The sequence below is a fragment of the Serratia sp. Je.1.23.a genome (assembly GCF_051129805.1).
GTDB classification, from domain to species: Bacteria; Pseudomonadota; Gammaproteobacteria; order Enterobacterales; family Enterobacteriaceae; genus Serratia; species Serratia liquefaciens.
Genome location: NZ_JBCPSR010000001.1, coordinates 1,269,779 through 1,283,990, shown reverse-complemented (window position 1 = coordinate 1,283,990; position 14,212 = coordinate 1,269,779). Strand labels below are relative to the sequence as shown.

The following is a 14,212-nucleotide window of genomic DNA, read 5'->3' as shown; positions in this document are numbered from 1 at the left end:
GCAAATTCTGCCATTCTTATGCGGCGGACAAGGGTGACCTAAGTAAAGCTGGGAGCACTAAAGCCAACGCCGCCGCTATGCGAGTGTCGATATCGCTGCCCGGCGGCAACAGACCAAGCGCCATCTGGCGTAAGGGTTCTGCTATCACCATCGCCAGCAGCAGATCGCTGGTTTGCGCGCAATCCAGTTCACGCAGCCAACCACGCCCTTGCTGGCGCTGCAGCCAGTCAGCCACAATCGTCCTGCCCCGTTCAATGCCGTTGCGCTGATAAGCCGCCAGCAAATCTTCACGCCCCGGAAATTCACTCTGCAGCAGGCGAAACATCCCCACCGCCTGCTCGCTCAGCACCTGTCGCGCAATGGCCTGCAAGCCCTGCGACAACAGCGTCGGCAACTCTGTCGCCCGCTGGGCGTCCTGTTCAAACACCGGCGCAAAAGCGTCGGTCCAGCTAGCGATCGCCTGCGTCACCAGCGCATCGCGGTTCTCGGCAAAGCGATACAGGGTTTTCTTCGCCATGCCCGCCCGCTTCGCCACCGCGTCCACGGTGGTAGCGGTATAGCCCTGCGTCAGCAACAACGCCAGAGTGGCCTCCACTGCCGCCGCGCGTAACTCCCCTTCCGGAGCCGAAGGCCTTCCACGCGAACGGGGTTCGGCTTCCACTTTATTTACCATCACAGTTCCTCGAAATCGTTGACAGAGTCAGCATAGCGGCATAGCCTTATTTAGGAAACAAATATCGTTTCCAAATAAAAAAGGATGAGCGTGATGACACATCAATCACTGATGCTGCCCTGGGGCGTAAATGATATCAACGAGTTGCTCAAACCTGAACCGCTGCGGCTGGAGATGGGGCTGACGCGCAATAGCGACGGCTGGTTGACCGTGGCAATCCGTACCGATCTGCACGGCTGCAAGGGCCGCATGCTGGATTGGTGGTTTACCTTTTTCGAAACCACCCAGCACATCCGTTGGTGGCATCCGCACGATCATGTCGAACACCGCGGCTGGGACCAGCACTGGAGAAAAGGCCAAAGCTACGTGGGTGCCAGCATCAACGCGGTGGAATGGTTAGCCGAATTGCCACCGGTTCCGGCCCGCCTCAAATTCCACGCGGCAGAAGACTTTTTTGCCCCACAACCTTTGCAACAGGCGCGGGACGGTCAGGCGTTATCCGCCGCCGTATGCGCACGGATCGGCTTTGGTGAACAGGTGGCGCTGGACGATAACGGCGATCCGCTGGACGGTGAAATGCTGCATCTGGCACGCGACACCTCCTATGGTTGCGTGCTACGCAGCCGTTTTCTGTTGGGGAAATCCTGTGTCAACGCACATGAAGAACTGCCGGACGAGGTTGGCTTTAATCTGATGCGCCATTGCTACAATGAATTCAGCTATCTGGCGCAATTCCTGCCTTCGCTGTACTACGCCGAAAACGGCCATGAGGCTGCCCCCTTACCCTGGTAATCATTCACCCCGGCGTTTTATTTTTCGCCGGGGCCTTTATAGTAAGCTCAACCTACAGGCTACAAAGATAAACGACAGGTGAAGCGATGGAAAAACGGCGGTATTCAGGTGGCTGTCTTTGCGGGCATATCCGTTTTCAGGCCGTTGGGCAGCCCGGTAATCCTCACAGTTGCTCATGCGAGTTCTGTCAGCGCCACTCCGGCGCGCCAACGTTGTGCTGGGTTGAGTTTCCGCGTGAAGCCGTCAGTTGGATCGGTACCGGCGGCGTGCCTGCCCTGTACCGTTCTTCCGACTATTCCAGCCGCGCCTTTTGCCCACGTTGCGGCAGTACTCTGGGCGCTGTCGATGACGCACCGACCGTCGCGCTGGTCACCGGCAGTTTTGATCGCGGCGACCTGACGGCGCTGCGCCCCACTGCGCATTCCTTTTCCGATGGCTGCCCCGACTGGTGGAAAATCGACGACATCGTCTGAGGCCTTCACACTTCCCGCTTAAAATAATTGATTGTTTTGTCATAAGAATTTAGAACTGAATGACAATAATTCAAACGCACGGGAATGGGGATGGACACACAAACCACGGTTATCGACGCACGCCAGTCGCGTCAGGCCTTGCTGGCCGGATCGGTCGGCAACTTTATCGAATGGTACGAATTCGGCGTTTACGGTTTTCTCGCTACCGTGATCGCCGCCAATTTTTTCACCCTGCAGGGTGAAAGTGAAATTACCAGCCTGATCCTCACCTATGCCGCCTTTGCGCTGGCCTTTTTCTGTCGCCCGATAGGCGCCGTGATTTTCGGCCGCATCGGCGATCGCATTGGCCGTCGACCGACGCTGATCGCAGTCTTGTTGCTGATGACGGTGGCTACCGCCCTGATCGGCGTGATGCCGACCTATGCCTCCATCGGCGTTGCCGCCCCGCTGTTGCTGACCCTGTTGCGCATGTTCCAGGGGCTGTTCGCCGGCGGCGAGTTCGGCGGTGCGGTTTCGCTGATGACCGAGTTCGCACCGAAGGGAAAACGTGGCCTGTTCGGGGCCTGGCAGTCGCTGACCGTGGCCTTCGGGCTGTTGGCCGGGGCCGGACTGGTAGCGCTGTTGGCTGCGCTTTTAACCCCTGAGCAGTTACATGACTGGGGCTGGCGCATCCCCTTTCTGCTGGCGTTGCCAATGGGCGCGGTAGCACTGTGGCTACGCTTAAAACTGCAAGAGACGCCGACCTTTACCCAGGCGCAACAAAACCTCGGCACCAAGGTGCAAGCCCCCGAGCTGAAGTTAAGCGGCGTGGTGAAAACTATCGCGATTGGCATTGGGCGCATGATGGGCTGGTCCGCTGCCGGTTACACCTTTCTGGTGGTGATGCCGTCCTACCTGCAAACCTCGCTGCACGCCACCTTCCAGCAGGCGCTGGTGGCGACGGTACTGGCTAACGTCGGTTTCGCCCTGACCATTCTGCCCGCCGGCATCCTCAGCGATAAGCTGGGGCGCAAAACGGTGATGCTGACGGCGGTAGTGGCGGTGATCCTGTTCACCTTCCCACTGCTGCACCTGCTGCAGGATCCTCAAAGTTCGCTGCTGGCCAAAGGCATCGCGGTGATGATCGCCGGTGCTGTCGTCGGTTTGCTGGCCGGCCCCGGTCCGGCAATGTTGGCGGAGATGTTCCCGACGCAGGTGCGTTATACCGGCCTGGGACTGGCCTATTCGCTTTCCAACGCGGTGTTTTCCGGCTCTGCCGGGCTAATCATCACCGGCCTGATCAAACAGACCGGCAACCTCGATATCCCGGCTTACTATGTGGTCGCCACCTCGGTAGTCAGCCTGTTCGCGCTGATGACCCTGCGGCGCGACGACCATCTCCGTTCACTCAACGAACGTTAACCCTGCGGGGCGCACTGCGCCCCTGTTTTATTGACAGGTGATTTGGATCACACCAGCAAAATGTTAACGTTAACTTTTGTGATTAACATCGCAATCCCTGGCTTTGGCGGCTTTATTTGATCTAAAGTTAACGTTAACAATAGAGCCAATTTCATCCATCAGGGCATTCCCCATGAACCGCGAAACAAAAAAATATTATGTGCTTCTCAGCGGCCTGTTGTTTTTCTTCTTCTTCACCTGGTCATCCAGTTTTTCTCTGATCTCCATCTGGCTGAACCAAAAGATCGGCCTGAAAGGCACGGAAACCGGCCTGATCTTCTCGGCGATGTCAATCATGGCGCTGTGCGCACAGCCCCTGTACGGTTTTATTCAGGACAAGCTCGGGCTGCGTAAGCATCTGCTGCTGTTTGTCGGCGTGCTTCTGCTGCTGACCGGCCCGTTCTTTATCTACGTCTACGCCCCGCTGCTGCAAACCAACCTGGTGGCCGGTGCGCTGGTGGGCGGCGTGTTCGTCAGCCTGGCGTTCAATGCCGGCATTGGTGCGCTGGAGTCCTATACCGAAAGGGTCAGCCGGATCGTCGGTTTTGAATTTGGCCGGGCCCGCATGTGGGGTTCACTGGGCTGGGCCAGCGCGACCTTCTTTGCCGGCTTCATCTACAACATCAATCCGAATATCAACTTCTGGATCGCCTCGGCCTCGGCGGCGGTATTTCTGCTGTTGCTGTGGCAGGTGCGCGAACTGAAACCCAACGCCATGGCCGGTCTGGAATACGGCAAACCGGAAAATCTGAAGCTGCAGGACGCGCTGGCGCTGCTGCGCCTGCCGGGTTTCTGGGCACTGGTGGTGTTCGTACTCGGTACCAGCATCTACGGCGTATTTGACCAGCAATTCCCGGTGTATTTTGCCTCGCAGTTCGCAACGCACGAAGAAGGCAACCGCATGTACGGTTTCCTCAATTCGCTGCAGGTGTTTCTGGAGGCTGGCGGCATGTTCCTGGCCCCCCTGCTGGTCAATCGCATCGGCATCAAACAGAGCTTGCTGCTGGCCAGCAGCGTGATGGCACTGCGCATGTTCGGTTCCGGCTTTGCCAGCGGCGCATTGATGATTTCCGCCATGAAACTGCTGCACGCCGTGGAGTTGCCTATCCTGCTGGTGGCAATGTTCAAATACATCACCACCCGCTTTGACAGCCGCCTGTCCTCGACGCTGTATCTGGTGGGCTTCCAGTTTATCAGCCAGATCGTCGCCGGCATCCTGGCGCCGCTCGCCGGTTACGGCTACGACCGTATCGGCTTTGCCGACACCTATTTGCTGATGGGCTGCGCAGTAGCCGGTACCACGCTGATTTCCTGCTTCCTGCTGCGCGGCGAAACCGTCGCCCGCACGCCCCAATTTCAATCAACGATAAAATCAAGTGAGCCAACCCAATGAAAAATGCTTTAGCTCAGGCCGATCACGCGGTCGAAGCGCTGCGCGCGCAACGTCAGGACGATTACTATCCGCAATTTCATCTGGCGGCGGCCGCCGGTTGGATCAACGACCCCAACGGTCTGGTGTACATTAACGGCGTCTACCATGCGTTCTATCAACATCATCCCTATGACCAAAACTGGGGCCCCATGCATTGGGGCCACGCCACCAGCCGGGATCTGGCGCACTGGCAGCATCAGCCGATCGCCCTGGCTCCCGGCGAAAGCTACGACAAAGACGGCTGTTTTTCCGGCTGTGCGGTGGATGACAACGGCGTATTGACGCTGCTCTACACCGGCCACGTCTGGCTGGGCAAAGAAGGCGATGACGACCAGGTACGCGAAGTGCAGTGCCTGGCCACCAGCGAAGATGGCGTAAATTTCGTCAAACACGGGCCGGTGTTGCTGCCGCCGGAAGGCATTCAGCACTTTCGCGATCCGAAAGTCTGGCGTGCAGCTGACTGCTGGTGGATGGTGGTCGGCGCCAAAGAAAACGGGTTAGGCCAGGCTCGACTTTACCGTTCGAATGACCTGCGCGACTGGCAGTTCGATCGCGTCCTGGCGGGGGCACAATCGCCGCACCAGGGCTATATGTGGGAATGTCCGGATTTCTTCCCGCTCGGTGAAAAGCAGGTTCTGCTGTTCTCGCCGCAGGGACTGACAGCGCAGGGTTATCGCAATCGTAACCGCTTCCAGAGCGGCTATCTGCTCGGCCACTGGCGGCCCGATGAGGATTTCAGCGTCACCCAGTCATTCTGTGAGCTGGATGGTGGGCACGATTTCTACGCACCGCAAACCTTTACTGCCGCCGACGGTCGCCGCCTGCTGTTCGCCTGGATGGACATGTGGGAATCGCCTATGCCGAGCAAACCCCACGGTTGGGCCGGTGCACTCACCCTGCCCCGTGAATTGACGCTGTCATGTGAAGGCAACGTACTGATGAATCCAGCGCGTGAGCTGACAGCGTTGCGCGGCGAGCAACAGTCATTTGACGCCGTGTCTGTACGTAACCAGCGGCAGGTGTTGACTGACGGGGTGCAAGAACTGGCATTGACGCTAAACGTCGCCGCCAGCGATGCAGAGCGCTACGGCATCGTTATAGGCACCGCCGCACGGCTGTACGTCGATAATCAAACGCATCGACTGGTATTGGAACGTTTCAGTGAAGATCCGGGCCTGTGCGGCTGCCGCAGCGTGCCGTTGCCTGAGGCGGACATTTTGTCGCTGCGCGTCTTTATCGACCGCTCATCGCTGGAAGTGTTCGTTAATCAGGGCGAGGCCTGCCTGACCAGCCGTATCTACCCAACCGACGGGCAACGCAGCGTCACCCTGTTCGCCGAAGGCGGACTGGCGCAGTTTGGCGCGGCACAGGCCTGGGAACTGGAAAGCACCTGGGAGTGATCTGAGAACAACTCAATGTGCAGGGCGCGGCGGTGAATGAACTGCGCCCTGTTGGGTTACAGCGATCCACGCAGTAATAACGGGCAGGCCACCTTCACCCTGTCGCTATGATCCAATTGATTAATCAGATGCAGTGCCGCATGTCGGCCCAGCTCATAATGCGGTAACTGCACCGTGGTCAGCGGCGGAAGGAACAGCTGGCCAATACCAACCATATTGTCGTAGCCCAGCACCCCGACCTGTTGCGGGATTTCCCAGCCCTGCGCCAGCAACACCTGATACACCAAAAACGCCACCCGATCGTTGCCGCACACCACCACATCGCAGTCGCGCCGCCCCGGCGAGAAGTGCCGTTCCAGCAATGCCACGCTGTCGCGGTAATGCTCGTCGCCTTCGGTCAGATCGAGATGATATTGCCGTAATTGATCGACGTCTCCACCCGCTTCACGCCAGGCGCGCTCCAGCCCGCGGCGGCGCAACCCGGCCGCCAGGGTCGTTTCCGGCAGATGAATACACAGCGGTGCGCGATAGCCTTTGGCGATCAACGCGCGCATGGCGTCATACTGGCCCTGCTCGTCATCGGGAATGTAACTGGCTACCGGGTGTTCCGGGCTGATGCAGTTGGCCAGCACCAGTTTTTTATCCAGCAACTTGGCCGGTATATCTACCTGGCGTAGCCCCATGGTAGTGAAAATCACCCCGTCCGGTCGGTGTGCCAGCAGCAGGTCTATGGTGTGCTCCGCGCTGTCGTCGGCAAACAGGTTGACCACGAAGCTGTTCCAACCGTGTTCACGCGCCGTTTTTTCAATCGACAGGATCATCTCTACCGAGAAGGGGGTTGTCGCGGTATCCAGCGCCAGCACGCCGAGGGTCTGAACCCGACTGCTGTCGCCGCGAATGCGTCGCGCCGCAAGATCGGGCACGTATTCCAGTTGGTCGATCGCCAGTTTGACGCGTTGGTAGGTATCCGGCCGCAGCTTATCGGGCTCGTTGATGGCGCGGGATACCGTCATCAGGGATACCCCGGCAAGTTTTGCAACGTCTTTCAGCGAGGCCATGCGCCCTTCTCAATCTGGGATAAGTGTGGGATAGAAGTGCAGATCATCCCACAACTTAGCGCTGGACTCTAGCCCGGTTTAGCAGGCTGTGATGTCGGCCCACAGAATGACGCTATCTTCCTCCAGAGGGGCCAGCGTCCCGCTAAACACGCCCGCCGGCCACCAACCGCCCTGGCGTGTAGTCAGGGTAACGTCATCCGCCAGCAACCAGCGTCCCTGCAGCACGTACAGCACACCGGCATGCGGTACCGGCAGCTCGATTGCCTTCGTCACTCGCTGCACGTCGGCTGCCCAGCGGCCGCGACGGGTCATGATATTGAAGTCCTGGCTACTGCCGCCCAACAAGGTCGCGCCCAACGCCACATCGCCGGAGAAGGCGAACGGTTCGCCAACCTGCGATAAATGATGATCAACGTGCCCGGCGCTGAACAAATGCACGCCATCGCCTTCCAACAGCGTGATCGAACGATCTATGCCGTTGAAGGCCGAGAACGGGCCGTCTTGCGCGATGGTGGCGATACTGGCACGCCAGTCGAAATCCTGGGTGCCCACAGGCCAACTGGCGATCTCTCGGGTTTCCCCACCACCGTTGCGCCACGGCGTGACCGGCAGAGAAGCAAAATCAAAACGCATCAGGCTCATCACGCCTCCTGCTGGAAGGTTTTCAATACCTGCAAGAACTCGGCACTGCTGCGTTGCTGCAGTGCATGACGACCTTGCTCGATCACCTGTCGTCCACCGACGAACACATCGCGGATCTGCTCTTTACCCCCGGCGAATAGCCAGCGGTTGAGGATGGAGGCGTCCGGCGCCGCTGCCAGGTACGGATCGTCGCCGTCCAGCACCAGCCAGTCGGCACGGTAGCCGCTTTGCAGCCGACCGATCGGTGCACCGCAGGCCTGTGCCCCACCCTGCAACGCCTGTTGGTAGAGGACGTCAGCCACGGCCGGTTGCTCCGGCGTGGTCAGCCGGTTACGGCGCTGATCGCGCAGGCGTTGACCGTATTCGAACCAGCGCAACTCCTCCACCACATTGAGCGATACGTGGCTGTCAGAACCAATGCCCCAACGCCCCTGATGTTGCAGATAGGCGTCGCCGGGGAAGATGCCGTCGCCCAGGTTGGCCTCGGTAGTCAGGCACAGGCCGGCTACCGCTTGGCTGCGCGCCAGCTGCTCTAGCTCGTCACGAGCGAGGTGGGTGGCGTGTACCAGACACCAGCGCTGATCCACCGGCAGATGCTCGTACAGCCAGGCGACCGGGCGACGTCCGCTCCAGGCCAGACAGTCGTTGACCTCTTTCTGCTGCTCGGCAATATGAATATGCACCGGCAGCGAACTGTCCGACGCCGCCAGGATCTGCTGCATTTGGCCCAGTTCCACTGCACGCAACGAGTGGAAGCACAGGCCCTGATTCTGCAACGGTTGCTCTGCCAACTGACGCGCGATCGTCTGCTGTTGCTCCAGATAGCTGTCCGCATTTTGAATAAAACGCTTTTGCCCCGGCTGAGCGGGCTGGCCGCCAAATCCCGCATAGCTGTACAGCACCGGCAGCAGGGTCATACCGATCCCCGCCTGGGCCGCCGCCTGACTGAGTCGGCCGGTCATTTCGCCGCGATCGGCATAAGGGAGACCGTCGGCGCCGTGATGCAGATAGTGGAACTCGGCGACCTGGGTATAGCCCCCTTTCAGCATTTCGATATAGAGTTTACGGGCGATCACTTCCACCTGCTCCGGCGTTAAGCGCTGCACCAGGCGGTACATCAGATCGCGCCAGGTCCAGAAACTGTCCTGCGGATTGCCCGCCACCTCCGCCAGCCCGGCCATCGCACGCTGGAAGGCGTGGGAATGAAGGTTTGGCATGCCCGGCACCGCATCGCCGTGCAGACGGGTGCAACCTTCGGGATCGGCGTCGGCAGTCACCTGAGTCAGGTAACCTTGCGCATCCACGTCCAACCGGACGTTATGCGCCCAACCTTCAGGAAGCAGAGCGCGTGAGGCAAAATATGCAGGCATGGCAGTATTCCACTGTTAGTGTAACGGCTAATAACGCGCGATAATCGCGCATCCGAAAATATACGGGCCCAGCGCATTGCTGTGGCGGACCGGCCCTTAGTTGTATATACATATACATACGCCGACATCAACAGTAAACTGATGTTATTATTTTTTTATTTGACGAGGTTAACGTCGTGGTTGATCAACAGACCGTGCTGCAACTGGCTGCTGCAATGAGCGATACCCCCGCCCCAATATATCAACGGGTCAAGCAGGCGATCGTGAACCAAATCCGTGCAGGTCATTGGTTGCCGCACCAACGCGTCCCCTCGGAAAGTGAGCTGGTCGCCGAATTGGGCGTCAGCCGGATGACCATTAATCGCGCCTTGCGCGAACTGACCACCGAAGGTTATTTGATCCGCATGCAAGGCGTGGGTACTTTCGTCGCCGAAGCCAAGGCGCACACCGCGCTGCTGGAAGTGCATAACATCGCTGACGAAATCGCCGCCCGGGGTCATCGCCACAGCAGCAAAATCCTGCAGTTGAAAGCGCGACCGGCCAGCGAGGAAGAAGCGTTGGCGCTGGGCATTCAACCTGGCCAGCAGCTTTTCTATTCGCAGATTGTGCATTACGAAAACGATCTGCCGGTACAGGTGGAAGACCGCTGCGTGAATCCCCTGATCGCCCCCGACTACATGAAACAGGATTTCGACCGCGTTACGCCCTATATCTATTTAACGCAGGCCGCGCCGCTGACCGCAGGCGAACACATCGTCGAAGCGGTAGTGCCGACCCGCCAGGAGCGCGAACTGCTGCAGTTGGAAGACCACGAACCCGGATTACTGATCCACCGCCGCACCTGGTCCGGTAAAACCGTGGTCACGTCGGCACGCCTGCTGTACCCGGGCAGCCGTTATCAACTGTTCGGCCGTTTCACCAGCGAAGTCTGATCCCCTGCGGGTGCCGTTTTGGTACCCGCTCTTCCACAACGATCACATCCCGATAACAAATTTTTATCCCGCCCCTTGTGACAACCCGATGAATGCGCTAGGTTGTTTTTAATTGTATATACAACCATGTGGGAGCCACGGCTCCGGCGGAGAAAAGCCATGACCTCTGAGATTCACTGCGACAGCCTGTGGCACGGGGCCGACGTCGTCACCATGCGCGACGGTAAATATCACACCATCACCAACGGCGCGATCGCCGTGCGTGACAGCAAGATTGTCTGGCTGGGTGAACATGCGGCGTTACCGGCAAACTTGATAGCGGATGAAACCGTGAAATTCGACGGCGGTATCATCACGCCGGGCTTTGTCGACTGCCATACCCATCTGGTGTTCGGTGGCAACCGCAGCGGCGAATTCGAGCAGCGCCTGAATGGCGTAAGCTACGCCGATATCGCCGCCCAGGGCGGTGGCATCATTTCCACCGTCAAGGCTACCCGTGACGCCGACGAAGAACTGCTGCTGGAGCAAGCGCTGTTCCGGCTGCGACCGCTGCTGGCGGAAGGCGTGACCTGCGTGGAGATTAAATCTGGTTACGGGCTGACGCCGGAGAGCGAGCTGAAAATGCTGCGCGTGGCGCGCAAGCTGGGCGAACTGTTGCCGGTTGAAGTGAAAACCACCTGTCTGGCGGCGCACGCGCTGCCACCGGAATATGCCCATCGCGCCGACGACTATATCGATCTGGTGTGCAACACCATTATTCCTCAGGCTGCCGCTGCCGGATTGGCCGATGCGGTTGACGCCTTCTGCGAGCATCTGGCGTTCTCACCGGCGCAGGTGGCGCGCGTGTTCACCGCAGCGGAAAAAGCCGGTCTGCCCGTTAAGCTGCACGCGGAACAACTTTCTGCCCTGGGCGGGAGTGAATTGGCAGCGCAGCACCATGCCCTTTCCGCCGACCATCTTGAATATGCTACCGAACAGGATGCGCGCGCAATGGGCGATGCAGGCACCGTTGCGGTGCTGCTGCCGGGCGCTTATTACCTGCTGCGTGAAACCCAATGCCCACCGGTAGAGCTGTTCCGCAAACACGGCGTCGCCATGGCGATCGCCAGCGATGCGAACCCGGGCACCTCACCGGCGTTGTCCTTGCGTTTGATGATCAACATGGCCTGCACGCTGTTCCGCTTGACGCCGGAAGAGGCGTTGGCGGGCGTCACGGTGCATGCGGCCAAGGCGCTGGGCCTGCAGGCAAGCCAGGGGACGCTGGAAACCGGCAAGCTGGCGGATTTTGTGCACTGGCCGCTGTCCCGTCCGGCTGAACTGGCTTACTGGTTGGGCGGTCAACTGCCCTGTACGGTGATTTTCCGAGGAGAAGTACGTCAATGACCATTCGCGATGCTTTAGATTTCCACCCCGGCAGCCTGCCGCTGCTGATCAGTATTCCCCATGCCGGTACCCGATTGACACCGGCCGTCGAAGCCGGCTTGACCGACGATGCACGGCCACTGCCCGACACTGACTGGCATATCCCACAGCTGTACGATTTCGCTCGTGCCATGGGTGCCAGCATATTGGTCGGCAATTATTCGCGCTTTGTTATCGACTTGAACCGTCCAGCCGACGACAAACCGCTTTATACTACCGCCACCACCGGTCTGTATCCTGACGTATTGTTTGATGGGCGACCGAGCTTCCTGCCGGGGAAAGCCCCTTCTGACCAGGAGCGCACCGGCTATCTGGAACAGATCTGGCAACCTTACCACCAACAGTTGCAAGACGAACTGACGCGCCTGAAAGCCAAGCACGGTTACGCGCTGCTGTTCGACGCCCATTCCATTGCCTCCGTTATCCCACGACTGTTCGACGGTAAGCTGCCAGACCTCAACCTGGGCACCAACGGGGGCGAAAGCTGCGCCCCGGCGCTGAGCGATCGTCTGGTCGCCTGCTGCGAACAACAACAACAGTTCACGCATGTGCTTAACGGCCGTTTCAAAGGCGGTTATATCACTCGGGCTTATGGCCGTCCGCAAGAGCAGCAGCATGCCATTCAACTGGAGCTGGCGCAGGTGAACTACATGTCCGAACAGTATCCCTATGCGTTTGAGCCCGAGCGTGCCGCCTCTCTGCAACGCCTGCTAAAACAGATGATCGACAGCCTGCTTTCCGGTGGCGGTCAACTGCGTTGATCCTTTTCTCCTCCTGTCGCAGGGCAACGCTAATTGCCCTGCGACAATCAAGCCTTCAAGCAAGCACCCTCCCGCTTTAGTGCCCTGACGTTGCGGCACACAATTTGCCTCCTTGTTGCTTCCGTTTCAATTTGCGTACTGCATCGCAATTTTGACTGAAAATCAGTGAATCTGGTCGGAACAGCGCACAAAACAGCGGCCCGCCGTTTGCGCGGTACGCCACAATCTGGCGAAAAGCCCATCAAGGCACAAATAAATAAAAAATACTCTGGAGGCCCTCTATGTCCGAAATCCCGCTGAACTGGCGTGCCGCGCAGGCCGTCGCCAATAGACTGCTGGCTGATTGGCAGTTCGACAACCAACCCGGTGGCGCTATTACCCTGTTCGATGCCGCACAAGTACGCGCAACTGCCTATGCCGGGCGAGCCGATATGGCGCAAAATACCCCTTTTAACGCAGACACCGTGGTGCGCTACGCTTCCGTCACCAAACATATTTTCGCCACACTGGCGCTCAACGCTACGGATCAGGCCCTGAGCCTGAATGACCGCCTGGGTGACTTGCTGCCTGAGCTGCGAAAGCCGCTGGCAAATGTAACCGTCGGCCAGGCGCTGGATATGACCAGCGGGCTGCCTGACGTACGTGAAACACTGGGGCTGCTGGGCATTTCGGTGCATACCCGCAGCGAAGCGCAACCGGTCATGCAGTTCCTGCAGGGACTAGAGGGTCTGAACTACCCGGCCGGCAGCGAAATCACCTATACCAACACTGGCTACCGGTTGGTTGAAGCGGCCCTACAGGCCAAAGGCTATGACTTCGACCAACTGGTTCAGCAGCACATTGCCCAGCCGCTGCAGGTGCAACTGCGGGCACCGGAAAGCTGGTATGACGTGGTACCAGGGCTTGCCCCCGGTTACTGGCGTTCCGAGCAGGGCTGGCAGTTGGCCTGCGCCGGTCTGCACCTTTCCGCCTCCGGCAGCCTGACCGGCAGCGCCAATGCCCTCACTCGCTGGCTGCAAACGCTGCTGGCCAATCAAGGCCCTGGCCGTGGCGTACTGGCGCAACTGAGTGCCCCACGCCATCTTAACCAAGGGCAGGTCAGCGCTTACGGGCTGGGGCTGGCGCAAACGCCGCTCGGCGAACACCGTCTGCTGGGCCACGGCGGTTCGCATGCCGGCTACAAAACTTATTTCCTGCTGTCACCCGACCGGCAATCCGGTGTCGTTGTGGTGGCTAACCGGGAGGACTGCGACAGTTTCGACATGGCACTGCAGGTGATGGCCGCCTTGCTGGGTGAAGCCCTGCCTAAGCGCAGCACCGCCATTCCTGATGGCATTTACACCACGGTGGCAGATCCTTACTGGCTGGAAGTGAAAGACGGCAACGTCGCTTATCTGGGCAGTGAAGAGGCGCTGTATCAGGCCGATGACGGCTATGCGGTGTCGCTTTCCGCTCATATGCCGATGCGGCTGAAATGGACCGGTGAAGCGGTAGAAGGTGAAGTGTGCCACGTGCCGCGCAGCTTTCTGCCCGTCACGCCAAACCGCGATTGTCTGAAGCACGTGCAGGGCTTGTGGTACCACCCGCAGTACCGCACCGCCTTCGAGATCTGCGGCGATCGGGTGCACATTGGCGTGGGCCCATCATCGCAAACCGGGAAGATCAGTTCGCTGGGCCAGGGCCGCATGCTGGTAGAAAGCAGCGACGGCCCGTGGTTGAAACGCTTTTGCCTCTATTTCCGCGGCTACAGCGTAGATTTGATTGCCAATCGCAGCCGGGTGCTGACCTTCCAGCGCAGCAGCGTCGACCGCGATTAG

At 59.2% G+C, this 14,212-nt stretch carries 13 protein-coding genes; 9 read left to right on the top strand and 4 right to left on the bottom strand.

Going from position 1 to position 14,212, the window contains the following annotated elements; genetic code table 11:
- Nucleotides 1-16 precede the first annotated feature (16 nt).
- Nucleotides 17-673 (bottom strand): TetR/AcrR family transcriptional regulator, encoded by a 657-nt coding sequence (locus AAZT04_RS06205; RefSeq protein ID WP_048762652.1) that lies wholly within the window; start codon nucleotides 671-673, stop codon nucleotides 17-19.
- A 93-nt stretch (nucleotides 674-766) separates the two neighbouring features.
- On the opposite strand from AAZT04_RS06205, the gene AAZT04_RS06200 reads away from it, so the two are divergent.
- The 5 genes from AAZT04_RS06200 to AAZT04_RS06180 all read left to right on the top strand — a co-directional run bounded on the left by AAZT04_RS06200 (nucleotide 767) and on the right by AAZT04_RS06180 (nucleotide 6,210).
- On the top strand, nucleotides 767-1,465 hold the full coding sequence (locus AAZT04_RS06200; protein ID WP_048762651.1) for a DAPG hydrolase family protein: 699 nt from the start codon (nucleotides 767-769) through the stop codon (nucleotides 1,463-1,465).
- 86 nt (nucleotides 1,466-1,551) lie between these two features.
- Complete coding sequence (locus tag AAZT04_RS06195; protein WP_048762650.1) at nucleotides 1,552-1,938, top strand: GFA family protein; 387 nt, start codon at nucleotides 1,552-1,554, stop codon at nucleotides 1,936-1,938.
- A gap of 90 nt (nucleotides 1,939-2,028) precedes the next feature.
- Nucleotides 2,029-3,339 (top strand): MFS transporter, encoded by a 1,311-nt coding sequence (locus AAZT04_RS06190; protein ID WP_048762649.1) that lies wholly within the window; start codon nucleotides 2,029-2,031, stop codon nucleotides 3,337-3,339.
- 172 nt (nucleotides 3,340-3,511) lie between these two features.
- A complete protein-coding gene (locus AAZT04_RS06185) occupies nucleotides 3,512-4,771 on the top strand; it encodes an MFS transporter (protein ID WP_048762648.1) in 1,260 nt (419 codons plus the stop codon).
- Nucleotides 4,768-6,210, top strand: coding sequence for a glycoside hydrolase family 32 protein (locus AAZT04_RS06180; RefSeq protein ID WP_434679306.1), 1,443 nt, complete (start codon nucleotides 4,768-4,770; stop codon nucleotides 6,208-6,210). The genes AAZT04_RS06185 and AAZT04_RS06180 overlap by 4 nt, the downstream gene beginning before the upstream one ends.
- Before the next feature lie 56 nt (nucleotides 6,211-6,266).
- On the opposite strand, the gene AAZT04_RS06175 is transcribed toward AAZT04_RS06180, so the two are convergent.
- From AAZT04_RS06175 to AAZT04_RS06165, 3 genes are all read right to left on the bottom strand, one after another.
- Nucleotides 6,267-7,268 carry a LacI family DNA-binding transcriptional regulator gene (locus AAZT04_RS06175; protein WP_434679304.1) on the bottom strand — a complete coding sequence of 334 codons (1,002 nt, stop codon included), beginning with the start codon at nucleotides 7,266-7,268 and terminating at the stop codon, nucleotides 6,267-6,269.
- Between the two features lie 78 nt (nucleotides 7,269-7,346).
- Nucleotides 7,347-7,910 (bottom strand): HutD/Ves family protein, encoded by a 564-nt coding sequence (locus AAZT04_RS06170; protein ID WP_434679302.1) that lies wholly within the window; start codon nucleotides 7,908-7,910, stop codon nucleotides 7,347-7,349.
- Nucleotides 7,910-9,280, bottom strand: a complete 1,371-nt coding sequence (locus AAZT04_RS06165; protein WP_434679300.1) for a formimidoylglutamate deiminase — start codon at nucleotides 9,278-9,280, stop codon at nucleotides 7,910-7,912. The genes AAZT04_RS06170 and AAZT04_RS06165 overlap by 1 nt, the downstream gene beginning before the upstream one ends.
- A 176-nt stretch (nucleotides 9,281-9,456) precedes the next feature.
- On the opposite strand from AAZT04_RS06165, the gene hutC reads away from it, so the two are divergent.
- The 4 genes from hutC to AAZT04_RS06145 all read left to right on the top strand — a co-directional run bounded on the left by hutC (nucleotide 9,457) and on the right by AAZT04_RS06145 (nucleotide 14,212).
- Nucleotides 9,457-10,212, top strand: a complete 756-nt coding sequence (gene hutC, locus AAZT04_RS06160; RefSeq protein ID WP_020826513.1) for a histidine utilization repressor — start codon at nucleotides 9,457-9,459, stop codon at nucleotides 10,210-10,212.
- Between the two features lie 159 nt (nucleotides 10,213-10,371).
- Complete coding sequence (gene hutI, locus AAZT04_RS06155; protein WP_349525543.1) at nucleotides 10,372-11,595, top strand: imidazolonepropionase; 1,224 nt, start codon at nucleotides 10,372-10,374, stop codon at nucleotides 11,593-11,595.
- Nucleotides 11,592-12,395, top strand: a complete 804-nt coding sequence (hutG, locus tag AAZT04_RS06150; protein WP_020826511.1) for an N-formylglutamate deformylase — start codon at nucleotides 11,592-11,594, stop codon at nucleotides 12,393-12,395. Before hutI ends, hutG begins: the two co-directional genes overlap by 4 nt.
- A 281-nt stretch (nucleotides 12,396-12,676) precedes the next feature.
- A complete protein-coding gene (locus AAZT04_RS06145) occupies nucleotides 12,677-14,212 on the top strand; it encodes a serine hydrolase domain-containing protein (protein ID WP_349525542.1) in 1,536 nt (511 codons plus the stop codon).

Bases quoted from the DNA above. Each gene is read 5' to 3' on its own strand.
- hutI (WP_349525543.1), top strand. From the start codon at position 10,372: ATGACCTCTGAGATTCACTGCGACAGCCTGTGGCACGGGGCCGACGTC.
- AAZT04_RS06170 (WP_434679302.1), bottom strand. From the start codon at position 7,910: ATGAGCCTGATGCGTTTTGATTTTGCTTCTCTGCCGGTCACGCCGTGG.
- AAZT04_RS06185 (WP_048762648.1), top strand. From the start codon at position 3,512: ATGAACCGCGAAACAAAAAAATATTATGTGCTTCTCAGCGGCCTGTTG.
- AAZT04_RS06145 (WP_349525542.1), top strand. From the start codon at position 12,677: ATGTCCGAAATCCCGCTGAACTGGCGTGCCGCGCAGGCCGTCGCCAAT.
- AAZT04_RS06200 (WP_048762651.1), top strand. From the start codon at position 767: ATGACACATCAATCACTGATGCTGCCCTGGGGCGTAAATGATATCAAC.
- AAZT04_RS06180 (WP_434679306.1), top strand. From the start codon at position 4,768: ATGAAAAATGCTTTAGCTCAGGCCGATCACGCGGTCGAAGCGCTGCGC.
- hutG (WP_020826511.1), top strand. From the start codon at position 11,592: ATGACCATTCGCGATGCTTTAGATTTCCACCCCGGCAGCCTGCCGCTG.
- AAZT04_RS06175 (WP_434679304.1), bottom strand. From the start codon at position 7,268: ATGGCCTCGCTGAAAGACGTTGCAAAACTTGCCGGGGTATCCCTGATG.
- AAZT04_RS06190 (WP_048762649.1), top strand. From the start codon at position 2,029: ATGGACACACAAACCACGGTTATCGACGCACGCCAGTCGCGTCAGGCC.
- AAZT04_RS06195 (WP_048762650.1), top strand. From the start codon at position 1,552: ATGGAAAAACGGCGGTATTCAGGTGGCTGTCTTTGCGGGCATATCCGT.
- AAZT04_RS06165 (WP_434679300.1), bottom strand. From the start codon at position 9,280: ATGCCTGCATATTTTGCCTCACGCGCTCTGCTTCCTGAAGGTTGGGCG.
- AAZT04_RS06205 (WP_048762652.1), bottom strand. From the start codon at position 673: ATGGTAAATAAAGTGGAAGCCGAACCCCGTTCGCGTGGAAGGCCTTCG.